22 protein-coding genes are annotated in these 21,164 nt (G+C 62.7%); 4 read left to right on the top strand and 18 right to left on the bottom strand.

All coding sequences use genetic code 11. The annotated features are described in order from the left end of the window. The first annotated feature begins 10 nt into the window (after positions 1-10). Entirely contained in the window at positions 11-1,363 is a 1,353-nt protein-coding gene (locus tag ACVOK8_RS01895; protein WP_481565316.1) for a sensor histidine kinase, read from the top strand. Positions 1,364-1,390: 27 nt separating this feature from the next. Here the strand turns inward: ACVOK8_RS01895 and ACVOK8_RS01890 are convergent, their stop codons facing one another. Together ACVOK8_RS01890 and glmU are read right to left on the bottom strand one after the other, a co-directional pair. Then, entirely contained in the window at positions 1,391-1,891 is a 501-nt protein-coding gene (locus tag ACVOK8_RS01890) for a GNAT family N-acetyltransferase (RefSeq protein WP_481565315.1), read from the bottom strand. A gap of 7 nt (positions 1,892-1,898) precedes the next feature. Continuing rightward, entirely contained in the window at positions 1,899-3,266 is a 1,368-nt protein-coding gene (gene glmU / locus ACVOK8_RS01885) for a bifunctional UDP-N-acetylglucosamine diphosphorylase/glucosamine-1-phosphate N-acetyltransferase GlmU (RefSeq protein ID WP_481565314.1), read from the bottom strand. Between the two features lie 83 nt (positions 3,267-3,349). On the opposite strand from glmU, the gene ACVOK8_RS01880 reads away from it, so the two are divergent. Then, positions 3,350-3,733, top strand: a complete 384-nt coding sequence (locus ACVOK8_RS01880; RefSeq protein WP_481565313.1) for a GtrA family protein — start codon at positions 3,350-3,352, stop codon at positions 3,731-3,733. Positions 3,734-3,920: 187 nt separating this feature from the next. Here the strand turns inward: ACVOK8_RS01880 and ACVOK8_RS01875 are convergent, their stop codons facing one another. The 9 genes from ACVOK8_RS01875 to ACVOK8_RS01835 form a co-directional block, all read right to left on the bottom strand. Then, positions 3,921-4,343: a F0F1 ATP synthase subunit epsilon gene (locus ACVOK8_RS01875; RefSeq protein ID WP_062167007.1), complete on the bottom strand. Its 423-nt coding sequence runs from the start codon at positions 4,341-4,343 to the stop codon at positions 3,921-3,923. Between the two features lie 83 nt (positions 4,344-4,426). Then, positions 4,427-5,833, bottom strand: coding sequence for a F0F1 ATP synthase subunit beta (gene atpD / locus ACVOK8_RS01870; protein WP_481565312.1), 1,407 nt, complete (start codon positions 5,831-5,833; stop codon positions 4,427-4,429). A gap of 38 nt (positions 5,834-5,871) precedes the next feature. Then, the gene (gene atpG, locus ACVOK8_RS01865) at positions 5,872-6,735 is read right to left on the bottom strand and encodes a F0F1 ATP synthase subunit gamma (protein WP_481517428.1); all 864 of its coding nucleotides are present in this window, start codon (positions 6,733-6,735) and stop codon (positions 5,872-5,874) included. Positions 6,736-6,842: 107 nt separating this feature from the next. Further along, positions 6,843-8,390 carry a F0F1 ATP synthase subunit alpha gene (atpA, locus tag ACVOK8_RS01860; protein WP_481512843.1) on the bottom strand — a complete coding sequence of 516 codons (1,548 nt, stop codon included), beginning with the start codon at positions 8,388-8,390 and terminating at the stop codon, positions 6,843-6,845. Between the two features lie 44 nt (positions 8,391-8,434). After that, the gene (locus ACVOK8_RS01855) at positions 8,435-8,962 is read right to left on the bottom strand and encodes a F0F1 ATP synthase subunit delta (protein WP_481565311.1); all 528 of its coding nucleotides are present in this window, start codon (positions 8,960-8,962) and stop codon (positions 8,435-8,437) included. A 3-nt stretch (positions 8,963-8,965) separates the two neighbouring features. Then, positions 8,966-9,436 (bottom strand): F0F1 ATP synthase subunit B, encoded by a 471-nt coding sequence (locus tag ACVOK8_RS01850; RefSeq protein ID WP_296251133.1) that lies wholly within the window; start codon positions 9,434-9,436, stop codon positions 8,966-8,968. Between the two features lie 111 nt (positions 9,437-9,547). Beyond that, a complete protein-coding gene (gene atpE / locus ACVOK8_RS01845) occupies positions 9,548-9,850 on the bottom strand; it encodes a F0F1 ATP synthase subunit C (protein WP_054661978.1) in 303 nt (100 codons plus the stop codon). 75 nt (positions 9,851-9,925) lie between these two features. After that, a complete protein-coding gene (gene atpB / locus ACVOK8_RS01840) occupies positions 9,926-10,726 on the bottom strand; it encodes a F0F1 ATP synthase subunit A (RefSeq protein WP_481565310.1) in 801 nt (266 codons plus the stop codon). A 24-nt stretch (positions 10,727-10,750) separates the two neighbouring features. Beyond that, on the bottom strand, positions 10,751-11,116 hold the full coding sequence (locus ACVOK8_RS01835) for a hypothetical protein (RefSeq protein WP_481565309.1): 366 nt from the start codon (positions 11,114-11,116) through the stop codon (positions 10,751-10,753). A 429-nt stretch (positions 11,117-11,545) separates the two neighbouring features. Between ACVOK8_RS01835 and ACVOK8_RS01830 the strand changes: the two genes are divergently transcribed. Next, positions 11,546-12,370 (top strand): hypothetical protein, encoded by an 825-nt coding sequence (locus ACVOK8_RS01830; RefSeq protein ID WP_481565308.1) that lies wholly within the window; start codon positions 11,546-11,548, stop codon positions 12,368-12,370. A gap of 253 nt (positions 12,371-12,623) precedes the next feature. Here the strand turns inward: ACVOK8_RS01830 and lpdA are convergent, their stop codons facing one another. The 4 genes from lpdA to ACVOK8_RS01810 all read right to left on the bottom strand — a co-directional run bounded on the left by lpdA (position 12,624) and on the right by ACVOK8_RS01810 (position 17,553). Further along, positions 12,624-14,780, bottom strand: coding sequence for a dihydrolipoyl dehydrogenase (gene lpdA / locus ACVOK8_RS01825; RefSeq protein WP_481565307.1), 2,157 nt, complete (start codon positions 14,778-14,780; stop codon positions 12,624-12,626). Positions 14,781-14,797: 17 nt separating this feature from the next. Continuing rightward, on the bottom strand, positions 14,798-15,451 hold the full coding sequence (locus ACVOK8_RS01820; protein WP_481565306.1) for a hypothetical protein: 654 nt from the start codon (positions 15,449-15,451) through the stop codon (positions 14,798-14,800). Beyond that, positions 15,451-16,809, bottom strand: coding sequence for a dihydrolipoyllysine-residue acetyltransferase (gene aceF, locus ACVOK8_RS01815; protein WP_481565305.1), 1,359 nt, complete (start codon positions 16,807-16,809; stop codon positions 15,451-15,453). Before aceF ends, ACVOK8_RS01820 begins: the two co-directional genes overlap by 1 nt. Positions 16,810-16,989: 180 nt before the next feature. After that, positions 16,990-17,553 carry a DNA-deoxyinosine glycosylase gene (locus ACVOK8_RS01810; RefSeq protein WP_481565304.1) on the bottom strand — a complete coding sequence of 188 codons (564 nt, stop codon included), beginning with the start codon at positions 17,551-17,553 and terminating at the stop codon, positions 16,990-16,992. Between the two features lie 215 nt (positions 17,554-17,768). Here ACVOK8_RS01810 and ACVOK8_RS01805 point away from each other — a divergent pair, with 215 nt between their 5' ends. Continuing rightward, positions 17,769-18,407, top strand: coding sequence for an OmpW/AlkL family protein (locus ACVOK8_RS01805; RefSeq protein WP_481565303.1), 639 nt, complete (start codon positions 17,769-17,771; stop codon positions 18,405-18,407). Between the two features lie 174 nt (positions 18,408-18,581). Here ACVOK8_RS01805 and ACVOK8_RS01800 read toward each other — a convergent pair whose 3' ends face one another. The 3 genes from ACVOK8_RS01800 to ACVOK8_RS01790 all read right to left on the bottom strand — a co-directional run bounded on the left by ACVOK8_RS01800 (position 18,582) and on the right by ACVOK8_RS01790 (position 21,085). Continuing rightward, positions 18,582-19,343 carry a YiiX/YebB-like N1pC/P60 family cysteine hydrolase gene (locus ACVOK8_RS01800; protein ID WP_481565302.1) on the bottom strand — a complete coding sequence of 254 codons (762 nt, stop codon included), beginning with the start codon at positions 19,341-19,343 and terminating at the stop codon, positions 18,582-18,584. Between the two features lie 67 nt (positions 19,344-19,410). Beyond that, a complete protein-coding gene (locus tag ACVOK8_RS01795; protein WP_481565301.1) occupies positions 19,411-19,974 on the bottom strand; it encodes a CcdC protein domain-containing protein in 564 nt (187 codons plus the stop codon). A gap of 316 nt (positions 19,975-20,290) precedes the next feature. Continuing rightward, positions 20,291-21,085 carry a MetQ/NlpA family ABC transporter substrate-binding protein gene (locus ACVOK8_RS01790; protein WP_481565300.1) on the bottom strand — a complete coding sequence of 265 codons (795 nt, stop codon included), beginning with the start codon at positions 21,083-21,085 and terminating at the stop codon, positions 20,291-20,293. Between the last annotated feature and the right edge of the window lie 79 nt (positions 21,086-21,164).

Here is a 21,164-nt window from a genome sequence, read left to right as displayed (position 1 = left end):
GCACACATCAGTGAAAACGCGCTCCTTCACCTTCACCCTGTTCCTGCGCCTGCTGCCGGTGCTGGCACTTGCTGCGGCCTTGCCGTGGTTCCTGGCCTACTGGATGGACCGCGGCTGGGTGGTTGTGTGCGTGTCCACCGTGCTTCTGCTGGCGGCGATGTGGTGGGCCCTGAGCCGCGCCACCGCGCCGATCCGCTCACTGCTGCGGGCGCTGGCCGGCACCACCAGCAGTTATCGCGATGGCGAGTTCAACTTCGGCGTGCATTGGCGTGGGCACGATGAATTCGCGCAGCTGGTGCAGGCCCATGCCGAGCTGGGCGACGTGCTGCGCGAGCAGCGGCAATCGCTGGTGCAGCGCGAGCTGCTGCTCGACACCATGGTGCAGAACACGCCGGTGGCGATGCTGCTGCTTACTGATGGTGGCGATGGCGTGCAACGCGTGACCTTCTCCAACACTGCGGCACGCAAACTGCTGCACGGCGGCTGGAAACTGGAAGGCCAGCGCATGCATGAGCTGCTGGAAAACATGCCGATCGAACTGCGCAATGCCATCGCCCGTGGCGGCGACAGCCTGTTCGCCGTGCGCGACCCGGAGGCGGCCGAAGACGATGATGACGATGAGCAGATCTATCACCTGTCTCGTCGCGCCTTCCATTTGAATGGACGCCCACACGAGCTGTTGCTGCTGCGTCTGCTCACCGCCGAGCTGCGCCGCCAGGAAGTGCAGACATGGAAGAAGGTGATTCGCGTCATCAGCCACGAGCTGAATAACTCATTGGCACCGATTGCCTCGCTGGCACATTCCGGCGCCGAGTTGGTGCGACGCGGCCGCCATGACCGGCTGGAAGATATCTTCGGCACGGTAGAAGAACGCGCACGTCACCTGGAAGGCTTCATCCGTGGTTACGCACGCTTCGCCAAACTGCCGCAGCCGCAGCTGCAGACGGTTGCCTGGAGCCAGTTCCTGCATACCTTGCAGCAGCAGATCAACTTCCGCATGGAACCGATGGCGGACGAGCAGTACAGCCGCTTGGATCAATCGCAGTTCTCTCAGGCATTGTTGAACCTGCTGAAGAACGCGCATGAAGCCGGCGCTGACAACGGTGCTGCGGATGATTCGGTTGAAGTGCGTATCGCACGACTGCCGAACTGGCTGCGCATCGAAGTATTGGATCGTGGCACCGGCATGAACGAAGCGGTGCTGCAGAACGCATTGATGCCGTTCTATTCAACCAAGCGCAATGGCACTGGGTTGGGATTGGCGTTGACCCGCGAGATCATCGAAGCACACGGCGGCCGCATCTCCCTGCAGAACCGCAAGGACGGCGGCCTGTGCGTGGCGATTCTGTTGCCGCATGACTAAAGCCTAAGCCGCTACCACAACGATGACTTACGCCTTTCCAAACTGCCGCTGCATCGCCAACCGCAGCTCCATTGGAAAACCTGCCGCTACCTCCGCCGCCATCACCTCGCGCATGCCTGCGCTCCAGTCCTGCGGCAGCCATTCGCTGAAACCCTCGCTGGCATAGAAGGGTGCATTCCAGGCCACATCGCTCAAAGTAGTCAGCGCCACCCGGTGATGACCACGTGTCCTCGCCTGTTCCACCGCATGACGCAGCAAGGCCCGGCCCAATCCCTTGCGGCCATGTGCCGGTACAACATCCATCTGCTGGATATGGAAATCCTCACCGAGCACACCAGCCATCAGGTAACCGGCCAATTCCTGTTCGCAGGCAACCACCCACAGCATTCCGCGCTGCCATGCCTGTTCAAACAAATGCGGCTCGGTGGGGCTCGCAGCGAATATCGCAGCAGCCGGATGCCCACGCAGGCGCACACCCGCCTGCGCTTCGATCAATGGCAGCAGCGCAAGCTCGTCGCGCTGCGCCAACCTGGGTTCAGGACTTTTTGACAGGACGCGTCCAGCCTTCAATTGTCTGCTGGCGTGTGCGTGCCACCGTCAACTGGCCCGCAGGCGCGTCGCGGGTGATCACCGAACCAGCACCGATCGTTGCCCCATCCTCGAGCGTCAGCGGCGCCACCAGCGAGCTGTTGGAGCCCACGAACACCTTGTCACCGATCGTGGTCTGGAACTTGTTCACGCCGTCATAGTTGCAGGTGATGGTGCCGGCACCGATATTGGTGCCGCTGCCGATCACCGCATCACCCAGATAGGTGAGATGGTTGGCCTTGCTGCCCTTGCCCAGCGTGGTCTTCTTGGTTTCCACGAAGTTGCCAATGTGCACGCCATCGGCCAACACGGTGCCAGGACGCAGTCGTGCGAACGGACCGATCTGCGCCGCGCCTTCGCTGATCACACCTTCCAGATCACAGTGCGGACGCACTTCGGTGCCGGCGCCGAGCTTGACGTCCTTCAGCCGCACGAAGGCACCGATGCTGACGCCATCACCCAGCTCCACCTCGCCTTCGAGAATCACGTTGGCGTCGATCTGCACATCGCGACCGACCTTGACCGTGCCGCGCTGGTCGAAGCGCGATGGGTCCAGCAGGCGCGCGCCCTGCTCGCACAGCGCCTTGGCGGCACGCAGCTGCCAGGCACGCTCCAGCTGCGACAGCTGCCAGGGATCGTTCGCCCCCTCGGCTTCCTGCGCATCGGCAACCAGCACCAGCTCGGCCGGCGCGTATTCACTGGCAGCAGAAGCGAACACGTCGGTCAGGTAGTACTCGCCCTGCGCGTTGCGGTTGGACAGGCCCGACAGCCAGCGACGCAGTGCGGTGGACTCGGCGGTGATGATGCCGGTGTTCACCGTACGGATACGCTTCTGCTCGTCGCTGGCATCTTTCTGTTCGACGATGGCGGCGACCCTGCCCTCGGCATCACGCACGACACGGCCATACCCGTTGGGGTCATCCAACTCGGCCACCAGCACCGCCAGACGCGGACCATTGTTCAGCAGTGCGCTCAACGTCTGTGCGCGCATCAGCGGCACATCGCCATACAGCACCAGCACCTGGGCGGTATCCGGAACCTGCGGCATCGCCTGCTGCACAGCATGGCCGGTGCCCAGCTGCTGGCTCTGCTCGGCCCACAGCAGATCAGTTTGATCGGCGAAGGCCGCGCGCACTGCTTCACCACCGTGACCGTAAACCACATGAATGCCGGCCGGCTGCAGCTCACGCGCAGTGGCAATCACATGGGCCAGCATCGGCTGTCCGGCGATGGGCTGCAGCACCTTGGGCAACAGCGATTTCATGCGCTTGCCGGCGCCGGCGGCGAGAATGATGACGTGCAGCGGCTGGGTCATGCTTACAACTTCCTTCGAGGTTCTCTGGATTCTAAGCGCAAGGGGGTAGCATTGCAGGCTATTCGCCAGAGCCCGCCATATCCATGAGTCTATTACGCCAAGGCACCCAGTTCATCATCATAGGTGTGGCGCAGTTGGCGTTGGACTGGGGCGTATTTGTTGCAGCGACGGCGTTGGGTGTACCCGTCGCGCCCAGCAATCTGCTGGGGCGGATCAGTGGCGCGGTGCTCGGTTTCTGGCTCAACGGTCGCTACACGTTTGCCACCCAAGGCGAACAGCGTCATGGCTGGAAACGCTTTGCGCGCTTCTGGGTGCTTTGGCTGCTGATGACCGTGATCAGTACCGGACTGATCGACTGGGTCGCGCAATCGCTTGGCCTGCAGTATGCGTGGCTGGCCAAGCCGGTGGTCGAGCTGGGGCTGGCGGTGGTGAGCTTCTTCGCGCTGCGCCATGTGGTCTATCGCTGATAGCCCTTTGGTAGTGCCGAGCCATGCTCGGCAGAAGCTTCACCGGCAATACCCCCTGCCGAGCATGGCTCGGCACTACAGGTGGTTCTACTGGTAGCGCCTCTGCCGAGCATGGCTCGGCACTACAAAAAGCAGGGCAAAAAAAACGCCGGCTTAGGCCGGCGTTTTTTTGGTGCTGCTGCCAACCTCAGTGCTTGAGGTTGCGGCGCAGACGCTCCAAGGCTTGCAGCTGGGCGGTGATCTCGGCCAGCTTCTGCTGTGCCTCGGCCAGTTCCATGGCTTCGCCACGGTGCGCCAGTACGCGCTCTGCTTCTTCCTTGGCCTTGCGCACCGATGCTTCATCGATATCGGTGGCGCGGATGGCGGTGTCGGCCAGCACGGTCACGACCTGCGGCTGTACTTCCAGGATGCCGCCGGAAATGGCGAAATCCAGGTGCTCGCCTGCAGCGGTGGTGACCACGACCTTACCCGGCTTCAGACGGGTGATCAGCGGTGCGTGCTTGGGCGCGATGCCCAGCTCGCCCAGCTCACCGGTGGCCACGACCAGGGTCGCTTCGCCGCTGAAGATCTGCTGCTCGGCACTGACGATGTCGCAACGGATGGTGCTCATGGATCTCTCTTCGCCTGGTTGGGTGGGCCTGCGCCCACCGCAGGTTGCCGCGTGGGCGGAGCACGCTCCGCCCTACGTGGTTATTAGGCCTTTTCAGCCATCTTCTTGGCCTTCTCGACCGCTTCTTCGATGCTGCCGACCATGTAGAACGCCTGCTCCGGCAGGTGGTCGTACTCGCCATCGACAATGGCCTTGAAGCCACGGATGGTGTCCTTCAGCGGCACGTACTTGCCCGGCGAGCCGGTGAACACTTCGGCCACGTGGAACGGCTGGCTGAAGAAGCGCTCGATCTTGCGGGCGCGGGTCACGGCCTGCTTGTCTTCTTCGGACAGTTCGTCCATGCCCAGGATTGCGATGATGTCCTTCAGTTCCTTGTACTTCTGCAAGGTCTGCTGGACGCGCTGGGCGGTTTCGTAGTGCTCGGTGCCGATGACCTGCGGGTCCATCTGGCGCGAGGTCGAATCCAGCGGATCCACGGCCGGGTAGATACCCAGCGAGGCGATCGAACGCGACAGGGTCACGGTCGAATCCAAGTGGGCAAACGTGGTGGCCGGCGACGGATCGGTCAAGTCATCGGCGGGCACGTACACGGCCTGGATCGAGGTGATCGAGCCGGACTTGGTCGAGGTGATGCGTTCCTGCAGGACGCCCATTTCCTCAGCCAGGGTCGGCTGGTAACCCACGGCCGACGGCATACGGCCCAGCAGTGCCGACACTTCGGTACCGGCCAGGGTGTAGCGGTAGATGTTGTCGACGAACAGCAGCACGTCCTTACCCTTGCCGCTGGCGTCCTTCTCATCACGGAAGTACTCCGCCATGGTCAGGCCGGTCAGTGCAACGCGCAGACGATTGCCCGGCGGCTCGTTCATCTGGCCGTACACCATCGCCACCTTGTCGAGGACGTTGGAGTCCTTCATTTCGTGGTAGAAGTCGTTGCCCTCACGGGTACGCTCACCCACGCCGGCGAACACGGACAGACCGCTGTGCGCCTTGGCGATGTTGTTGATCAGTTCCATCATGTTGACGGTCTTGCCGACGCCGGCGCCGCCGAACAGGCCGACCTTGCCGCCCTTGGCGAACGGGCACATCAGGTCGATGACCTTGATGCCGGTTTCCAGCAGCTCGGTCGAGGAAGACTGGTCTTCGTACGACGGAGCAGCGCGGTGGATTTCCCAGCTGGCCGAAGCCTGCACCGGGCCGGCTTCGTCGATCGGGCGACCCAGCACGTCCATGATGCGGCCCAGGGTGCCAGCGCCGACCGGCACCGAGATGGCGCGGTTGGTGTTGGTGGCAACCAGGCCACGCTTCAGGCCGTCGGTGGAGCCCAGCGCAATTGCGCGGACGATACCGTCACCCAGCTGCTGCTGGACTTCCAGCGTGATTTCGGTGTTGTCGACCTTCAGCGCGTCGTACACCTTCGGCACATCGCTGCGCGGGAATTCGACGTCGACGACGGCGCCGATGATCTGAACGATCTTGCCCTGACTCATTGCTGCATCCTCTAAATGTGTGCTGTTGACTGCGCGCGTTAAACCGCTGCCGCGCCGCTGACGATTTCGGAGATTTCCTGGGTGATCGCTGCCTGGCGGGCCTTGTTGTAGACCAGCTGCAGGGTTCCGATCATCTTGTTCGCGTTGTCGCTTGCCGCCTTCATCGCCACCATGCGAGCTGCGTGCTCGGAGGCAACATTCTCCAGCACCGCCTGATACACCAACGATTCGATATAGCGGGTGATCACGTGCTCAAGCACGGTTGCTGCGTCGGGCTCGTACAGGTAATCCCAGTCGTGCGAGGCCACCTGCTTTTCAGCAGCCGGCAACGGCAGCAGCTGATCGAAGCTGGCCTTCTGCGTCATCGTGTTGATGAAGCGGTTGTAGACCAGGTAGACGCGATCAACCTTGCCTTCGGTGTAGGCGTCAAGCATGACCTTGATCACGCCGATCAGCGTTTCCAGCTTGGGCTGGTCGCCGATGTTGGCAACCGAAGCAGCCATGTTGACGTTGACGCGACGGAAGAACGCGCCGGCCTTCTGGCCAACGGTCACCACGTCGATCTCGGCACCCTTTTCCTGCCAGCCGCGCATTTCTGCGACGGTCTTGCGGAACAGGTTGTTGTTCAAGCCGCCGGCCAGACCGCGATCAGACGAGATCACGATGTAACCCACGCGCTTTACCTGCTCGCGCTCAACCAGGAACGGATGCTGGTAGTCGGTGCTGGCCTGGGCCAGGTGACCGATCACCTGCTTCATCGCCTGCGCGTACGGACGCGAGGTCTTCATCCGATCCTGCGCTTTGCGGATCTTGGAGGCCGAGACCATTTCGAGCGCGCGCGTCACCTTGCGGGTGTTCTGCACGCTCTTGATCTTGGTTTTGATTTCGCGTCCGCTTGCCATCTCTTATTCCCGTGGCGCGAGGTCGAACCCCGCGTTTGCCATACAGCGGAGCCAGGCTCCGCTGCTTTCAGTCGTGCGGAGCCAAGCTCCGAACTACTGGACTGGTATTACCAGGTGCCGGTGCTCTTGAAATCGGCGATGCCCTTCTTGAAGGCAGCTTCGATATCGTCGTTCCACGCGCCGGTGCTGTTGATCTTGGAGGTCAACTCACCTGCGGTGTTGGCGAAGTGCGCGTGCAGGCCAGCTTCGAACGAGAGCAGCTTGTTGACCGGCACGTCGTCGAGGAAGCCCTCGTTGACGGCGTAGATCGACAGCGCCTGGTCGGCGATCGACATCGGTGCGTACTGCTTCTGCTTCATCAGCTCGGTGACGCGCTGACCGCGCTCCAGCTGCTTGCGGGTCGCTTCGTCAAGGTCGGAGGCGAACTGCGCGAACGCAGCCAGCTCACGGTACTGCGCCAGCGAGATACGAATACCGCCGGACAGCTTCTTGATGATCTTGGTCTGGGCCGAGCCACCGACGCGCGACACCGAGATACCGGCGTTGACGGCCGGACGGATACCGGCGTTGAACAGGTCGGTTTCCAGAAAGATCTGGCCGTCGGTGATCGAGATCACGTTGGTCGGAACGAACGCGGAAACGTCGCCAGCCTGGGTTTCGATGATCGGCAGTGCGGTCAGCGAACCGGTCTTGCCGGTGACGGCACCGTTGGTGAACTTCTCGACATACTCTTCCGACACGCGAGCTGCACGCTCGAGCAGGCGGGAGTGGAGATAGAACACGTCACCCGGGTAGGCTTCGCGGCCCGGCGGGCGCTTCAGCAGCAGCGAGATCTGGCGGTAGGCAACAGCCTGCTTGGACAGATCGTCGTACACGATCAGGGCGTCCTGACCGCGGTCCATGAAGTACTCACCCATGGTGCAGCCGGCGTAGGCGCTGATGTACTGCATCGCGGCCGATTCGGAAGCGGTTGCAGCCACGACCACGGTGTGGGCCAGGGCGCCGTTCTCTTCCAGCTTGCGCACGATGTTGGCAACGGTCGAGGCCTTCTGGCCGATCGCTACGTACACGCACTTGATGCCGGTGCCCTTCTGGTTGATCACGGCATCGATCGCCATCGCGGTCTTGCCGGTCTGACGGTCACCGATGATCAGCTCGCGCTGGCCACGGCCGATCGGAATCATCGAGTCGACCGACTTGTAACCGGTCTGCACCGGCTGGTCGACCGACTTGCGCCAGATCACGCCCGGAGCAACGCGCTCCACCGGGGCGGTCAGCGAGGTGCCCAGCGGGCCCTTGCCGTCGATCGGCTCACCCAGCGCGTTGACAACGCGGCCGAGCATTTCCGGACCCACCGGCACTTCCAGGATGCGACCGGTGGTCTTGGCCACGTCGCCTTCGCGCAGGTGCTGGTAGTCGCCCAGGACCACGGCGCCGACCGAGTCGCGCTCCAGGTTCAGTGCCAGGGCAAAGGTGTTGTTCGGCAGTTCGATCATTTCGCCCTGCATCACGTCGGCCAGACCGAAGATGCGCACGATACCGTCGGACACGCCAGTGACGGTGCCTTCGTTGCGCGACTCTGCGGACAGGGCGACCTTCTCGATGCGGGTCTTGATCAGTTCGCTGATTTCAGAGGGGTTGAGCGTGGTAGCCATCGTCAAGTCCTAGTGCCGGCTTGTGGCCGGACGGTAATGTGAATTCAGTGTGCGAGCGCGGTCTGCAGGCGCGACAGCTTGCCCTTGAGCGAGCCATCGATAACCACATCGCCGGCATCGATCACGGCGCCGCCGATCAGCGAAGCGTCCACTGCGGTCGACACGTCGACATCGCAGTTGAAGCGCTTGCGCAGCGCAGCCTTGATCTTTTCCAGCTCGTCGCCCGACAGCTCGGCTGCCGAGGTCACGGTGGCCTTGACCACGTGCTCGGCTTCGGCACGCAGCTGCTCGAACAGACCGGAGATCTCCGGCAGCTGTTGCAGGCGGCGGCCTTCGGCCAGCAGGGCCAGGAAGCGACCGTAGGTCTCGCTGGTCGCGTCCGGGGTCAGCAGGGCAACGGCATCGCCGCGGCTCAGCTGCGGATTCGACAGCAAGGCCGACACGCGCGGATCGGCAGCAACGCGGGCGGAGAACGCAAGCGCGTCCGACCACGGCGCGAACTTGCCTTCGTCACGCGCAATCGCAAACGCGGCGCGGGCGTACGGGCGGGCAAGCGTGAGGGCCTGGCTCATCGATCAGATCTCCGCAGCCAGCTCGTCGAGCAGCGCCTTGTGGGCGTTGGCATCGATTTCGCGCTTGAGCAGCTTTTCGGCGCCGGTCACGGCCAGAGCGGACACCTGCTTGCGCAGATCTTCACGGGCACGGTTGGCGGCAGCGTCGATTTCAGCCTGGGCCAGGTCTTTCTGGCGGGTGGCTTCGGCGATGGCTTCGTTCTTGGCGGCTTCAACGATCTGGTTCGCACGGGCGTGCGCCTGGTCGATGATCTCGTTGGCCTTGCCACGGGCTTCTTTCAGTGCCTCGTTGACCTTTACTTCCGCCTGCGCCAGATCTTTCTGGCTGCGGTCGGCAGCGGCCAAGCCCTCAGCGATCTTCTGCTGGCGCTCTTCAATGGCCTTCAACAACGGCGGCCAGATCTTGGTCGCGATGATCCAGATCAGCAAAGCAAAGGCCAGGGCCTGTGCAAAGAGGGTGAGATTGATATTCATGATTAGCTCGATCGCTGGTGTCGGGGGTGGTTACGCCGCCGTGGCGGCGCAACCGAACCTTCATCCGAAGTCGGGCGCCGACAGGCACCCGACCGTCTCACTGCAGCTGGATCAGCCTGCCAGCTTGGCGGCTTCGGCCAGCAGGGCAGCAGCCAGCGGGTTGGCGAAGGCCAGCAGCAGGCCAACGGCGACCGAGATGATGAACGCGGCGTCGATGAGGCCGGCGGTGATGAACATGCGGACCTGCAGGACCGGGATCAGTTCCGGCTGGCGAGCGGCCGACTCCAGGAACTTACCAGCCATGATGGCCAGACCGAGGCCAGCGCCCAGTGCGGCCAGGCCGATCATGATGCCGACGGCAAGGGCGGTGGAGCTCTGAACTTGGGCGAGGTTGGTCAGGACGGCGAAGTACATGGTTATCTCCAGGAACTTTAAGTAGCTAAGGGTGATGAAACGGATGAAGGTTGAAACTGGGTGAAGCTTGTAACTTTAGTGACTGTCTTCCGACAGGCTCAAGTACACGATGGTCAACATCATGAAGATGAAGGCCTGCAGCGGGATCACCAGCAGGTGGAACAGCATCCAGCCAAAGCCGAATACGCCACCGGCAACGGCACCGAACACGCCGGCACCGCCCAGCACCCAGATCAGCAGGAAAACGATTTCGCCGCCGAACATGTTGCCGAACAGTCGCATCGCCAGAGAGATCGGCTTGCTCAGCCACTCGACGATGTTGAGGATCAGGTTGAACGGCATCATCCACTTGCCGAACGGGGCCGTCAGGAATTCCTTGACGAAACCGCCGATGCCCTTGGACTTCAGCGCAAAGAAGATCATCAGGATGAACACGCTGATCGACATGCCCAGGGTGGCATTGACGTCGGCGGTCGGCACCGGCTTCCAGTAATGGATGCCTGCCAGCTCCAGCGGCTTGGCGATGAAATCGGCCGGGATCATCTTGATGAGGTTCATCAACAGGATCCAGAAGAAGATGGTGATCGCGATGGGCGTGATCAGCTTGCTCTTGCCGTGGTAGGTGTCCTTGGCCTGGCGGTCAACGAACTCCAGGCAGATTTCAACGAACGCCTGCCACTTGCCCGGCACACCGGCGGTGGCCTTGCGGGTTGCCATCCAGAAGGCGAACACCATCAGCAGGCCCATCAGGACCGCGGTGACGATGGTATCGACGTGGATCATCCAGAAGCTGCCACCGCTGTCACCGACCGGAGCGGTCAGATTCTGCAGGTGATGCTGGATGTACGTGGTAGGAGTTAGAGCCTCGCCCGCCATGTGTCCGGAACCTTTATGAGTGAATCAACGTCTGGCCAGAGCCAGAACCTGGAACATCAGCGCCACTGGAATTGCCGCCAGCAGAGCCAAAGGAGGGAGTTGCCACCAGAAAAAAGCCATTCCCAGCACAGCAACAATAAGCACAATCTTCAGCACGAACCCCAGGAACAGGCGGATCATTGCTGAACCAGCGGCCTGAACGCCGCCACCGAGCCCTATCCACGCAGCCAGCGCCGTCCCTGCTACCACCGCCAGACCCGATACAAGGGCGCCCAGCGCATGCTTTGGCCCCACGAAAAGGAAGGCCAGAGCCAGGACCACCACTGCGGCCAGCGGGTATACCGCGGCGCGCAACATCAGTCGCCGACCCGCGTCAACGGAGTTCAGCACGTCAAAGTGTCCTGCTTCAGGTAAAGGAAAGAGCCGAATCGCGCAAAGGCGTCTCGTCGAGCCGCGAAAGTATAACAGCGGGACAATTTGCGAGACAACCGGCATTTGTCCCCATTTGACTATGCAAGTGGCCGCAATATCACGTTTTTTCCCCGAATGCGCGGCCGCCGGGCCGCCGCGCGGGACAATGAATATTGCACCGCAACATGGGAACTTCCCCCGACTCCCCCGGTCAGACCTTCGTAGTCCGCCACCCGCTACCTCGTCGGGCGCGTGCGCAGGCTCGGGTGAGGTGGTGTCGCACGCCCTCGGCGGCACCACCTCACCGCAATTGATCCACGCCTACACATTGCCTGCACGCTCCGATCACTGTTCTCTACATCGGATCGGCGATGGTCAACTGCTCAATGGCAACAAGCAGGCAATGGCATGCGCAATCCCCGCTTCATTCTCGCACTTGCTCCGTGCGCACTCACACTCGCTCTGACTCACGCGCTACCTGCGCAGGCCGCTGAAGGCGATCCGCGCTTCACCGTGCGGCTTGGCGCGATGAACATCGACACCGACAACACCATCCGCGGCAGCACCACGGTTGCCGGCCAGGACGTGGATCTGTCGGAGGATTTCAGCCTCGGTGGCAAGGAATGGGAGCCACGCATCGACGGCCTGTTCCGCATCAGCGACCGCCAGCGCCTGATCTTCGATTACTTCAAGTACGACAAGGACCGCCGCGAGACGCTGGACGAAGGCATCAGCTGGGGCGACACGACGGTGCCTGCAGGCAGCTTCGTGAAAGGCGAGTTGAAGTACCAGGTGGCAACGTTGGTCTACGATTACTCGGTGGTCGATGGTGATCGTTTCGATTTCGGCCTGCAGCTCGGCGCCGAGTACGCCAAGATCAGCGCCGACGCTTACGCCGATGTCGGCGACGTCTATCAGGGCCGCTTCCTCAACGAGAAGGCCGATGGCATCGCGCCGGTGGTTGGTGCGCGCCTGACCTTCACTCCCTCGGAGAACTGGCTGATCAACCTGCAGGGCCAGTACCTCAACACACGCTGGGGCAACTTCGATGATTACGAAGGCGACCTGAGCCGTGCCAATGCCATCGTGCAGTACAACTTCAACAAGAACTTCGGCATCTTCGCCGGCTACGACTGGTTCAAGCTGGATGTTGACCAGAAAGGCAGTGACGGCGTGATCGGCCTGAAACAGGAATTCAAGGGTCCGGTTGCGGGCGTGAGTTTGTCGTTCTAGGTCTGCATACGGAACTGCTGCAGGGACGGCAAACTTGTAGGAGCGGCGTAGGCCGCGAAGCTCACATGCCATCCGCCCCTGCGATTGCCTGCAACTGCAATCATGCAGTTGCAGATGGACCCTGTGCTGCAGGATGGTCAGCTTCGCGGCTTACGCCGCTCCTACAACAAAACACCCGCTCCCAAATGGCGCATGTCATCGCTTGCCACGTACAAATGAAAAGGGCCGCTTAGCGGCCCTTTTCAATCTTCGATTACTTCTTCTTCGGAATATACAGATCGGTGATGGTGCCGTCGTAGATCTCCGAGGCCATCGCCACCGACTCGCTCAGGGTCGGATGCGCATGGATGGTGTGGCCGATGTCCTCAGCCTCCGCACCCATCTCGATGGCCAGGCCGATCTCGGCCAGCAACTCACCGGCATGCACGCCGACGATGGCGCCACCGATCACGCGATGGGTTTCTTCGTCGAAGATCAGCTTGGTGAAGCCTTCGGTGCGACCAATACCAATCGCACGACCGCTGGCCGCCCACGGGAACTTGGCCACGCCTACCTTCAAGCCCTTGGCCTTGGCCTCGGTCTCGGTAACGCCGACCCAGGCGATTTCCGGGTTGGTGTAAGCCACCGACGGAATCACCCGCGCCACCCACTCCTTCTTCTCGCCGAAGGCGACTTCAGCCGCCAGCTTGCCCTCGTGCGTGGCCTTGTGCGCCAGCATCGGGTTACCGACGATGTCGCCGATGGCGAAGATGTGCGGCACGTTGGTGCGCATCTGCCGATCAACCGGAATGAAACCGCGGTCGGTGACTTCGACGCCAGCCTTGTCGGCGTCGATCTTCTTGCCGTTTGCGGAGCGGCCGACGGCAACCAGCACGCGATCATACGTGCCGCTTTCCATCGCCGGCTTCTCGCCTTCGGTGGCAGCGTCGAAGGTCACGGTGATGCCCTTGGCATCGGCGCTGACGCCGGAAGCCTTGGTCTTCAGATGGACTTCGATACCCTGCTTCTTCAGGCGGTCGGCCAGCGGCTTGACCAGGTCCTTGTCGGCGCCCGGCATCAGCTGGTCCATGAACTCGACCACGGTTACCTTGGAACCCAGGGCGCTGTACACGGTGGCCATTTCCAGGCCGATGATGCCGCCACCAACAACCAGCAGCGAACCCGGCACTTCAGCCAGTTCCAGTGCATCGGTGGAGTCCATCACGCGCTTGTCGTCCCACGGGAAGTTCGGCAGCTTCACCGCCTGCGAACCGGCGGCGATGATGCACTGCTCGAAGCGCAGCAGCTGGGTCTTGCCGTCGTCGCCGACGATTTCCAGCTCATTGGCCGAGATGAACTTGGCCAGGCCATGCACGGTGCGGATCTTGCGCTGCTTGGCCATGCCGGCCAGGCCCTTGGTCAGCTGACCGACGACCTTTTCCTTGTAGCCTCGCAGCTTGTCCAGGCTGATCTTCGGCGCGCCGTACTCGATGCCCAGTTCGTCGGCATGCGCGGCGTGGTCGATGATTTCAGCGGCGTGCAGCAGCGCCTTGGACGGGATGCAGCCGACGTTGAGGCAGACGCCGCCGAGGCTGGCGTAACGCTCGATCAGCACGGTATCCATGCCCAGATCGGCAGCGCGGAAAGCAGCGGTATAACCGCCCGGGCCTGCGCCCAGCACCACGATGCGGCATTCGATGTCGGCAGTTCGACCACTGGACGGCAGCGCCTTGGCAGCAACGGCCGGGTCCGGCGCGCGGTGCGACGGGGTCACCGGCGGCTTGCTGCCCGGGGCGGCCTTGGCAGCAGCCGGTGCGGCGCCGGCAGCGCCTTCCAGCACCACCACCACGTCGCCGACCGACAGTTTGTCATCGAGCTTGACCTTGATTTCCTTGACCACGCCATCGGCCGAGGACGGCACTTCCAGCGTGGCCTTGTCCGATTCCAGCGTGACCAGGCCCTGGTCCTTCTTCACCGTGTCGCCGACAGCGACCAGGATCTCGATCACCGGTACGTTCTGGTAATCGCCGATATCCGGCACCTTGACCTCGATCGGGCCAGACGCGGCCGGTGCAGTAGCGGCAAGCGGTGCGCTGACGGCTGCCGGAGCGGCGGCAGCGGCAGCGGCAGGCTGTGCAGCCGGCGCAGGTGCAGCGGCAGCAACTGGCGCCGCGGCCGGGGCAGCGCCCTCGCCTTCGGCTTCCAGGATCAGCACCACGTCGCCCTCGGACAACTTGTCGTCGAGCTTTACCTTGATTTCCTTGACCACACCCGCGGCCGAGGCCGGCACTTCCAGCGTGGCCTTGTCCGACTCCAGCGTGACCAGACCCTGGTCCTTCTTCACCGTGTCGCCCACGGCCACCAGAATCTCGATCACCGGCACGTCGTTGTAGTCGCCAATGTCCGGAACCTTGATTTCAATCGTCGCCATTGTTTTCTCCTGTGGGCTCAGCCGGCTTCGCCGACGAACCGGTCATGCATCTTGTCGAGCGCGCGTTCGATGTTGGCGTAACGCTTCTCGTATTTTTTGTCTTTGCTATGGGCCAGCTCGATCAGCAGCGCCGCCTGTTCCTGCAGCGCTTCAAGCTGGCCGCAAGCCGGCCGCTGACCGCTGTAACGCTCACCGTTGACGGTGAAGGACAGCACCTCGCCATCGGTGACCGGCGCCCGCGCCGCCACTTCGGACGACGCCAGGGCCTTGCCCCAGACCTCGACCAGGCGCTGTGCCAGTGCATCCGGCAACGGCGCCTGCGCGAACTCGGGCTGCTGGTCCAGCTGCAGGTTGACGCCACCGCGACCGCCGGTGGTGTTCCAGCTGTAGATGCGCTTGTCGGCCGAGCCGGCCAGCACCATCCACTGCCCATTGGCGGTATCGCGGCGCAGCAGCACCTGCGACTCCACCCCACGTGCCGGCAGCACCAGCAGCGACAGGCCGTCTTCGGCCTGGCCGCCCAGCAGACTGGTCGCCGCCTGGCCGTAGTTACCGACTGCCGGCGGCCAACCTTCACCCACCACCGGCAGGCACTGGCTGGCGGCCAGTGCCGGAGCCGACATCGCGGCCAGCACCAGCGCCAACAGTGCGCGTCGTGGCGGCACTGGCATCACAGCAGCACGCGCCGCATGTCAGCCAGCACCTGCGACAGGTAGGTGGTGAAACGGGCCGCCAGGGCCCCGTCGATGACACGGTGGTCGTAGCTCAGCGACAGCGGCAGCATCAGCTTCGGCGCAAATTCCTTGCCGTTCCAAACCGGCTGGATGGACGACTTGGAGACGCCGAGGATGGCCACTTCCGGCGCATTCACGATCGGGGTGAAGGCGGTGCCGCCAATGCCACCCAACGAGCTGATCGAGAAGCAGCCGCCGCTCATGTCGGCCGGGCCGAGCTTGCCGTCACGTGCCTTCTTGGCCAGTTCGCCGGTTTCCTGGGCGATCTGCACCACACCCTTCTTGTCGACGTCACGGATCACCGGCACGACCAGACCGTTCGGCGTATCGGCGGCAAAGCCGATGTTGAAGTACTTCTTCAGGGTCAGGTTCTCGCCGCTGGCGTCCAGCGAGGCGTTGAACTCGGGGAACTGCTTGAGCGCGGCGGCGCTGGCCTTGATCAGGAAGGCGAGCATGGTCAGCTTGATGCCGGCCTTCTCGTTTTCCTTGTTGAGGGCCACGCGCAGACCTTCCAGATCGGTGATGTCAGCCTGCTCGAACTGGGTGACGTGCGGGATCATCGCCCAGTTACGGGCCAGGTTGGCGCCGGAGATCTTCTTGATGCGCGACAGCTGCACCACTTCGGTTTCGCCGAACTTGCTGAAGTCGACCTTCGGCCACGGCAGCAGGTTCAGGCCACCGCCGGCAGCAGCCGGTGCACCGGCGCTGGCAGCAACGCCGCCGGACAGCGCGCCCTTGACGAACTTCTGCACGTCGCTCTTGGTGATGCGGCCGCCCTTCTCCGTGCCCTTGACCTGCTGCAGGTCCACGCCGAGTTCACGGGCGAACACACGCACGGCCGGGCTGGCATACGGCACATTGGCCGGCAGCACGCCTTCGGCGTTGAACTGCACCGGCGGGGTAGCCGGCTTGCTGGTGGTGACCGCGTCTTCCTGGGCGATTTCGCGCTGGGCCAGCTTGTCGGCGACCGGGGCAACCGCCACCGGCTCGACCTTGGTGCCGGTCTCGGCAGCAGCCTCAACCTTGGCAGCGGCGGCGGGCTTGGCGGCCTCTTCGCTGACTTCGATCAGGGCCACGACCTTGCCCTCGGACAGGCCGTCGCCAACCTTGACCTTCAGTTCCTTGACCACACCGGCGTAGGCCGACGGTACTTCCATCGTCGCCTTGTCCGATTCCAGCGTGACCAGACCCTGGTCCTTCTTGACCGTATCGCCAACCGCGACCAGCACTTCGATCACCGGAATGTCGCTGTAGTCACCGATATCGGGGACAAGTGCTTCCTTGATTTCGGCCATGAACTACTCCAGCAACAAATGAGGGAATCCCCTATTGTGGCGTTAGCGGGCCGCAGCGCCAACCGCTACAAGCGAATTCGCTTACGTATGTCCCCGGACAAGGGCACGCCACGCGTGCCATGACCGCCGGAATCTCGGCTCAACGCCCTGCTTTGTGACGTGTTGGCTGTCTTGCCTGTCCTAACCGGTCAAACCATTGGTTGCAGGCGATACCACCACTTTGGGCGCATTCAACCACGGTTGCAGCGCCTGCCACTGCCCAGTCAGGCGCTGCAGCGACCACGCCGCATTGGCCGGACTGGTCGATGGCAGGGCCACTACCGGCAGCGCAGCCGCCAAAGGCGGCAAAGCCGGCGCGATCCATCGTTGGAACGCAGTGTGTGCTGCAGCGCCATTACAGGCGAAGGCGCGCAGCTGCGGCAGATCGGCCACCAGCTCCGCAATGCGATTAGGCACCTCGCTGCCGCGCACGATGCAAGCATCCAGACTGCCGGCGCGTTGGCACCGCCCGATCACATCCCACAAGCCGACACCTGCCTGCTGCAGACACTCCATTCGTTGTGCATAGGCAAGTTGCGCATCGAAACCGCACAACCCCGCCATCAACGGCCAGAAGCGATTGCGTGGATGCGCGTAATAACGCGATTCATGCAGCGATATCGCGCCCGGCATCGAGCCCAGCACCAATACACGGCACGACGCAGCTACCTGCGCCGGCAAGCCCTGCAATACATCAGTGCTCATCACATGCTCCACAACATCGTGAACGGAATTTTTCTGCGGATCATCGTGTCCATGGGATCTCTCTGTTTTTCGCTGAACGCAACGGCACTGAAAAATCACTGCGTTTAGAGCGATTCATCTTGCCATCGTTAGGGTGAGCTCGCCCCATGACGAGGGCCTTGATAACAACGTAATCCTGATCGCAGAAGTTCTATTCGCAACACGAGGAGTTAGTCATGCGTTCCATCAAAATTCTCAGCCTTGCCACCCTCGGCGCACTGGCGCTGTCCTCCACTGCCTTCGCGCAGGATGGCAATGGCGATACCGCATCCGGCAAGCATTTTGCCGTGGTTGGCGGCATCAGCCTGCTGCAGCCGAAGAACGATCCGATCGACGGCATTGGCAAGGTCGACGGCGGCCCGGCACCGACAATCAGCGCCAGCTATTACTTCAACGACAACTTCGCCGTTGAACTGTGGGGCGCCGCCGACAAGTTCGATCACCGCGTGCGCACCGATGGTGGTGCCAAGGTCGGCAGCGTCGAGCAGCAGCCGCTTGCACTGAGCGCGCAGTACCACTTCGGCCAGGCGGACAACGTGTTCCGTCCGTTCGTCGGCCTGGGTTACTACGAGTCGAACTTCAGCAATGAGAAGATCGATGGCATCAGTGATACCGGCAACCACGTTGGTGTGGATACCGCCAAGGGCGCAATCGGCACCGTCGGCGTTGACATGAACATCAACTCGACCTGGTTTGCCCGCGCCGATGCGCGCTACATGCACGCACGTCCTGACCTGCGCGTCGCCGGCCAGAACGCTGGCGAGCTGAAGCTGGATCCGTGGACCGTGGGCTTTGGCCTGGGTGCACGCTTCTAAGCGGCAATGCTCCTGGCAACACCGTTGTAGATTCAATGCAGTGCTTGTAAATCAAACACGGGCCGTTCGCGGCCCGTGTTTTTTTTTGGAACGTCGCTGATCACTACCACAGCAGAAGCAAGAGCTACCCCTCCCCGGCCCTCCCCTGCCCTTTCGGGGCAAGGGAGGGAGTGATCATGGGCTGCCGTCATCACTCCATTGCAGCGCCAGGTAATCGAAATTGTGCTGCAAACGCGGCTTGACCACGTCGAAGAACGGCGACACATCGAAATCGCGCGGCGTGTAAAGGCTGTAATTACGGATGTGCAGGATCTCCTGCGACTGCTCGGCGCCGCCCACCTGCGCCAGCACCGTCTCGATTTCCGGCAGGATCGGGTAACGGATAGACTCGAAGGCCTGTGCCAGCAAGGTCGAACAGATCGCCTTGGTCGGCTCGCCACTGCCCAATGCAATCAGGCGACGGCGCATATGCCCCGGTACCGGTGGCTGCCGGATCAGGAATCGCGCCAGATCGAAGACGTTCTTCAAGTCGTAGCTATAGCCCAATCGCGCGCGCATGAAGCCAACCAATTGATCTACCACCGCCGGTGACAGACCCTGCGGGCGGCAGATACGGGTGTGCTGATGGGCGAACTCGGTCAACGGGATGCGGCGCACACCTTGCTCCACATCGACGTCGATCAGCATCGGCTGTGGCTTGCCACCTTCCAGCAGCGGCTCCTCTCCGATATACAGCGCCGCATGTGACCAGGTGGATTGACTCAGGTATTTGATGGCAGTGGAGAAGCGGCTATTGCCCTCCACCAACAGCACATCGCCACGTCGCAAGGTGCGCAGCAACATCGCCGGATCGCTGGTCGATGGCCGCATCTGGTTGGCGCGTGGCTGCGCCAGGAAATGCGCCAAGCGGCGCCCGAAGAACTGCAGCACACCCATCAAGCGTCTCCGTATCTGCTTGCATCAGACTAGCCGGGACAGCATCCGCCTGCCATCAGATACAGGCTCAGCGCGGACTACGATCAAACTGCCGATAGCGCTGGTGGTGGCGGACGCGGCGCCGCAGCAGCCAGGCGTACATGCCTGCATATCCGAGCAGCAGCGCCGCCATCGCCAACAAGCCGGCATGGCTGAGCCAGCCCGAATCCGGCCACGGCACGCCGTTCACCGATGCCTGCCAGCCCTGCACCATGCCGGCGACCACGCGCACCACGATCATCGCGGTCAGTGCCAGCACCAGCAAGGTATTGGGCTTGTAATGCAGCGCCTCCGAGCCGGGCTCGAAGCGGGTCAGATAGTGGCCGAGTACACCGACCAGCAGGCCTGCCAGCCAACCCAGTGCGGCATAGCTCCAGGCGCCGGACCACCAGAACCCGGCGATAGCGACAAACACCGCAAACAGACCGGTGGATACCAACGTCGCCCAGTAGTTGAAGGTGATCAGCCAAGGCCGCGCCTGCCGCCGCGCGCCACCACTGCGCACGCGCTGCCAAAGTGACAGCGGCATCAACAGCAGCATGATCGCGACGAACACCAGTATCGCCAGCGGCAGAGCGAGAAGCACAGGCATGGGGACTGATCCTTGGATGCAGGCCCAGAGATTACGCCATGCCGAATACCGTTAGTGCCGAGCCATGCTCGGCAGAGGCCTTAGCGGGATACCAAAACCAGTAGGAGCGGCGTAAGCCGCGAAGCAAGCGCACCTTCGGATCGCGTTGTCGCGTGCTCCGGTGGCGATATCTGCTTCGCGGCTTACGCCGCTCCTACATGGGGTTATCGGGAAAGCCCCTGCCGAGCATGGCTCAGCACGATGGGTGGGGCTGCTTGGAAAGCCCCTGCCGAGCATGGCTCGGCACTACAGGGCGATCCCGGCCCAGCGGTGCGGCTTAGAACGCCGGCAGTACCGCGCCCTTGTACTTCTGCTCGATGAAGGCCTTCACTTCCGGGCTGGTCAGGGCCTTGGCCAGCTTCTGCACGCGGGCGTCGTCCTTGTTGTCCGGACGCGCGACCAGGAAGTTCACGTACGGCGACTCGCTGCTTTCAATCGCCAGTGCGTCCTTGGTCGGGTTCAGACCGGCGTCCAGCGCGTAGTTGGTGTTGATCAGGGCCAGGTCGACCTGGTCCAGCACGCGCGGCAGCATGGCCGAGTCCAGCTCGCGGAACTTGAGCTGCTTCGGGTTCTCGGTGATGTCACGCTGGGTGGACAGGGCGTTGCTCGGGTCCTTGAGCTTGATGACGCCGGCGGTGTCCAGCAGGATCAGCGCGCGGCTGTTGTTGCTGGGGTCGTTCGGGATCACCACGTCGGCGCCGTTGGGCAGTTCGGCCAACGATTTGAAGCGACGCGAGTAAGCACCGAACGGCTCGATATGCACACCGGTGACGGTGGCCAGATCGGTCTTGCGGTCCAGGTTGTAGGCCTTCAGGTAAGGCTCGGTCTGGAAATAATTGACGTCCACCTGCTTCTGCACCAGCTGGTCGTTGGGCTGCACGTAGTCGTTGAACACACGAACGTCGAGCTTGACGCCTTCCTTCTCCAGCAGCGGCTTGACCACCTGCAGAATCTCGGCGTGCGGCACGGCGGTGGCGGCAACCACCAGCTTGGACTCATCGGCGGCAGGCTTGCCGCAGGCCGACAGGGCCAGCGCGGCGGCAATCAGGGGAAAGGTGAGCAGCTTGTTCATCGGTAACGTGATCCCGTGGGGAAGGATGGTGTGGACATACGCTAACAGGCCGGCACGCAACGTGCCGGCCTGCGTTCAT

The sequence above is a fragment of the Stenotrophomonas sp. STEN083 genome (assembly GCF_056759195.1).
Note: the sequence above shows the minus strand (reverse complement) of the source record. Positions and strands in the feature narration are given on the sequence as shown.

What these genes read in the sequence shown, in the direction of transcription:
- glmU (WP_481565314.1), bottom strand. Translation starts at nt 3,266, where the DNA reads ATGACCCAGCCGCTGCACGTCATCATTCTCGCCGCCGGCGCCGGCAAG.
- ACVOK8_RS01880 (WP_481565313.1), top strand. Translation starts at nt 3,350, where the DNA reads ATGAGTCTATTACGCCAAGGCACCCAGTTCATCATCATAGGTGTGGCG.
- ACVOK8_RS01875 (WP_062167007.1), bottom strand. Translation starts at nt 4,343, where the DNA reads ATGAGCACCATCCGTTGCGACATCGTCAGTGCCGAGCAGCAGATCTTC.
- atpD (WP_481565312.1), bottom strand. Translation starts at nt 5,833, where the DNA reads ATGAGTCAGGGCAAGATCGTTCAGATCATCGGCGCCGTCGTCGACGTC.
- atpG (WP_481517428.1), bottom strand. Translation starts at nt 6,735, where the DNA reads ATGGCAAGCGGACGCGAAATCAAAACCAAGATCAAGAGCGTGCAGAAC.
- atpA (WP_481512843.1), bottom strand. Translation starts at nt 8,390, where the DNA reads ATGGCTACCACGCTCAACCCCTCTGAAATCAGCGAACTGATCAAGACC.
- ACVOK8_RS01855 (WP_481565311.1), bottom strand. Translation starts at nt 8,962, where the DNA reads ATGAGCCAGGCCCTCACGCTTGCCCGCCCGTACGCCCGCGCCGCGTTT.
- ACVOK8_RS01850 (WP_296251133.1), bottom strand. Translation starts at nt 9,436, where the DNA reads ATGAATATCAATCTCACCCTCTTTGCACAGGCCCTGGCCTTTGCTTTG.
- atpE (WP_054661978.1), bottom strand. Translation starts at nt 9,850, where the DNA reads ATGTACTTCGCCGTCCTGACCAACCTCGCCCAAGTTCAGAGCTCCACC.
- atpB (WP_481565310.1), bottom strand. Translation starts at nt 10,726, where the DNA reads ATGGCGGGCGAGGCTCTAACTCCTACCACGTACATCCAGCATCACCTG.
- ACVOK8_RS01830 (WP_481565308.1), top strand. Translation starts at nt 11,546, where the DNA reads ATGCGCAATCCCCGCTTCATTCTCGCACTTGCTCCGTGCGCACTCACA.
- lpdA (WP_481565307.1), bottom strand. Translation starts at nt 14,780, where the DNA reads ATGGCGACGATTGAAATCAAGGTTCCGGACATTGGCGACTACAACGAC.
- ACVOK8_RS01820 (WP_481565306.1), bottom strand. Translation starts at nt 15,451, where the DNA reads ATGCCAGTGCCGCCACGACGCGCACTGTTGGCGCTGGTGCTGGCCGCG.
- aceF (WP_481565305.1), bottom strand. Translation starts at nt 16,809, where the DNA reads ATGGCCGAAATCAAGGAAGCACTTGTCCCCGATATCGGTGACTACAGC.
- ACVOK8_RS01810 (WP_481565304.1), bottom strand. Translation starts at nt 17,553, where the DNA reads ATGAGCACTGATGTATTGCAGGGCTTGCCGGCGCAGGTAGCTGCGTCG.
- ACVOK8_RS01805 (WP_481565303.1), top strand. Translation starts at nt 17,769, where the DNA reads ATGCGTTCCATCAAAATTCTCAGCCTTGCCACCCTCGGCGCACTGGCG.
- ACVOK8_RS01800 (WP_481565302.1), bottom strand. Translation starts at nt 19,343, where the DNA reads ATGGGTGTGCTGCAGTTCTTCGGGCGCCGCTTGGCGCATTTCCTGGCG.
- ACVOK8_RS01795 (WP_481565301.1), bottom strand. Translation starts at nt 19,974, where the DNA reads ATGCCTGTGCTTCTCGCTCTGCCGCTGGCGATACTGGTGTTCGTCGCG.
- ACVOK8_RS01790 (WP_481565300.1), bottom strand. Translation starts at nt 21,085, where the DNA reads ATGAACAAGCTGCTCACCTTTCCCCTGATTGCCGCCGCGCTGGCCCTG.